Raw genomic sequence first — 3,096 nt, forward strand, 5'->3', positions numbered from 1 at the left:
CAAAAAATAAAAGGGCGCCCGCAGGCACCCTTTAAATTTTAGCAAGATCAGATGATCAGTCGATCATGGGCAGCAGTTTGTCCAGCGACTGCTTTGCGTCGCCGTAGAACATGCGGGTGTTCTCTTTGAAGAACAGCGGGTTTTCGATGCCCGAATAGCCGGTGCCCTGACCGCGTTTGGACACGAAGACCTGCTTGGCCTTCCAGCACTCCAGGACCGGCATGCCGGCGATGGGGCTGTTGGGATCTTCCTGTGCCGCAGGGTTCACGATGTCGTTCGACCCGATGACTATGGCCACGTCTGTGTCCGGGAAGTCATCGTTGATCTCATCCATCTCCAGCACGATGTCATACGGCACCTTCGCCTCAGCCAGCAGCACGTTCATGTGACCCGGCAGACGACCCGCAACCGGGTGGATCGCAAAGCGCACCTCTTTGCCCTTGGCGCGCAGTTTGCGGACCAACTCGCTGACCGACTGCTGCGCCTGCGCCACGGCCATGCCATAGCCCGGGATGATGACAATGCTATCCGCATCATTCAGCGCCGCGGCAACTCCGTCTGCCTCAATGGCGATCTGTTCGCCCTCAACAGCCATCTGCTCACCCTGCGGACCACCAAAGCCGCCCAGGATCACGCTGACAAAGTGACGGTTCATCGCCTTACACATGATGTAGGACAGGATCGCACCCGACGATCCCACCAGCGCACCCACCACGATCAGCAGGTCGTTGCCAAGCGAGAAGCCAATCGCCGCAGCAGCCCAGCCCGAATACGAGTTCAGCATCGACACAACCACCGGCATATCGGCCCCGCCGATGCCCATGATCAGGTGATAGCCGATGAACAGCGCCGCCAGAGTCATCAGGAACAGCGGGAAGAAGCCGCCCGAATTGGTGTACCAGATCAGGCAAATGAACGACAAAGCCGCAGCGCCCGCGTTCAGCGCATGGCCACCAGGTAGCTTAGTCGCCGCCGAGGTCACTTTACCCGCCAGCTTGCCATAGGCCACGACCGATCCGGTAAAGGTGATCGCACCGATAAAGATGCCGAGGAACAGCTCGACATGCAGGATCGCCAGTTCAGCAGCAGTTTTCTTCGCAATCAGCTTGGCAAATGCGCCCAGATCAGACAGGTCGGCCTGAGACGCGCTGTCAGCAATCGCCATGACCTGCGCCACATTGCCGATCTCAAAATGGGCGTTGAAGCCCACAAACACAGCCGCCAGACCGACCAGCGAGTGCATCGCGGCCACCAGCTGTGGCATCTCGGTCATCTGCACGCGCTGCGCCACATATTGACCGATAAGGCCACCGCCCGCGATCAGCAGCAGCGACAGCAGCCACAGGCCGGAACCGGGGCCAACCAGCGTGGCAAAAACCGCCAGCGCCATACCAACGATCCCGTACCAGACCGCGCGCTTGGCGCTTTCCTGGTTCGACAGACCACCCAAGGACAGGATGAACAGAACAGCCGCAACAACATAGGCGGCAGTGGTGAAGCCAAATTCCATCTACCCGGCCTCCCTTAAGATTTCTGGAACATGGCAAGCATGCGCCGGGTTACGAGGAAGCCGCCGAAGATGTTGATCCCGGCCATGAAGACGCTAAGCGCCGCCAACAGAATAACGAGGAATGACCCCGACCCGATCTGCATCAAGGCTCCAACGATAATGATCGATGAGATCGCGTTGGTGATCGCCATCAGCGGTGTGTGCAGGCTGTGCGAGACATTCCAGATCACCTGGAAGCCTACAAAGATCGCCAGCACAAAGACGATAAAATGTTGCATAAAGCTGGCCGGGGCCACCAGCCCCACCAGCAGCATCAGCGCGCCGCCGACCCCCAGCAGGGTGAACTGCTGCTTGGTCTGCGCCTTGAAGGCTGCGATTTCCTGCGCCTTTTTCTCTTCCGGGGTCAGCTCCTTGACCTCGGTTTTGGGCTGCGCCGCAATCGCCTGCACCTTGGGCGGCGGTGGCGGGAAGGTGATCTCACCCTCATGGGTCACGGTCGCGCCGCGGATCACGTCATCTTCCATGTCGTGCTTGACCTTGCCGTCCTTCTCGGGCGTCAGGTCGGCCATCATGTGACGAATGTTCGTCGCGTACAGAGACGACGACTGCGCCGCCATCCGGCTGGGAAAGTCGGTATAGCCGATGATGGTCACGCCATTGTCGGTCACGATCTTCTCATCCGCCACGGTCAGCTTGCAGTTGCCGCCCTTTTCCGCTGCAAGGTCCACGATCACTGAACCCGGCTTCATCGCCTCGACCATATCCTTGGTCCAAAGCTCAGGCGCCTCCCGGTTCGGAATCAGGGCCGTGGTGATCACGATATCCATCTCGGGCGCAAGCTCGCGGAACTTGGCCAGCTGCGCCTCGCGGAATTCCTCGGACTGCACGCTGGCATAGCCGCCGGTGGCCGCACCGTCCTGCTGTTCTTCTTCAAAGTCCAGATAGACGAACTCGGCCCCCATGGACTCGACCTGCTCGGCCACTTCGGGGCGCACGTCAAACGCATAAGTGATCGCGCCCAGAGAGGTCGAGGTTCCGATCGCGGCCAAACCGGCCACACCCGCGCCCACGATCAGCACCTTCGCGGGCGGTACCTTACCGGCAGCGGTCACCTGACCAGTGAAGAAACGGCCAAAGTTGTTGCCCGCCTCAATCACCGCGCGGTAACCCGCGATATTGGCCATCGAAGACAGAGCATCCATCTTCTGCGCGCGGGAAATACGCGGCACCATCTCCATCGCGATCACGGTCGCGCCCTTGGATTTGGCAGCCTCCATCCCCTCGTCATTCCCCGCAGGGTTGAAGAAGGAGATCAGGGTCTTGTCCTTGGTCAGACGCTTCAGCTCGGTTGCATCGGGCTGGCGTACCTTGGCAATGATATCCGCCGCTTTCCATAGCGCGGCAGCGGTCTTGACGACCTCAACCCCCGCCGCTTTGTAAGCCGCATCGGAAAACCCCGCCGCCGCACCAGCGCCCTTCTCTATCAGGCACTCATAGCCCAGTTTTTGCAGCTGCAAAGCCGAGTCCGGCGTCATCGCAACCCGGTTCTCGCCCTTAAACGTTTCCTTCGGCGTTCCTATTTTCAC

General features: G+C 60.0%; 2 protein-coding genes. Both read right to left on the reverse strand.

Annotated elements, in window-relative coordinates; all coding sequences use genetic code 11:
- Positions 1–55: 55 nt before the first annotated feature.
- A complete protein-coding gene (locus ACR0B3_RS23565; RefSeq protein ID WP_480811188.1) occupies positions 56–1,510 on the reverse strand; it encodes an NAD(P)(+) transhydrogenase (Re/Si-specific) subunit beta in 1,455 nt (484 codons plus the stop codon).
- Positions 1,511–1,524: 14 nt separating this feature from the next.
- The coding region (locus tag ACR0B3_RS23570) for a Re/Si-specific NAD(P)(+) transhydrogenase subunit alpha (protein WP_480811189.1) at positions 1,525–3,096 on the reverse strand (1,572 nt) is incomplete at its 5' end.

It is taken from the genome of Ruegeria sp. CE9 (assembly GCF_056537425.1).

Excerpts from the sequence above, each read along its gene's own strand:
- ACR0B3_RS23565 (WP_480811188.1), bottom strand. The coding sequence starts at position 1,510 with ATGGAATTTGGCTTCACCACTGCCGCCTATGTTGTTGCGGCTGTTCTG.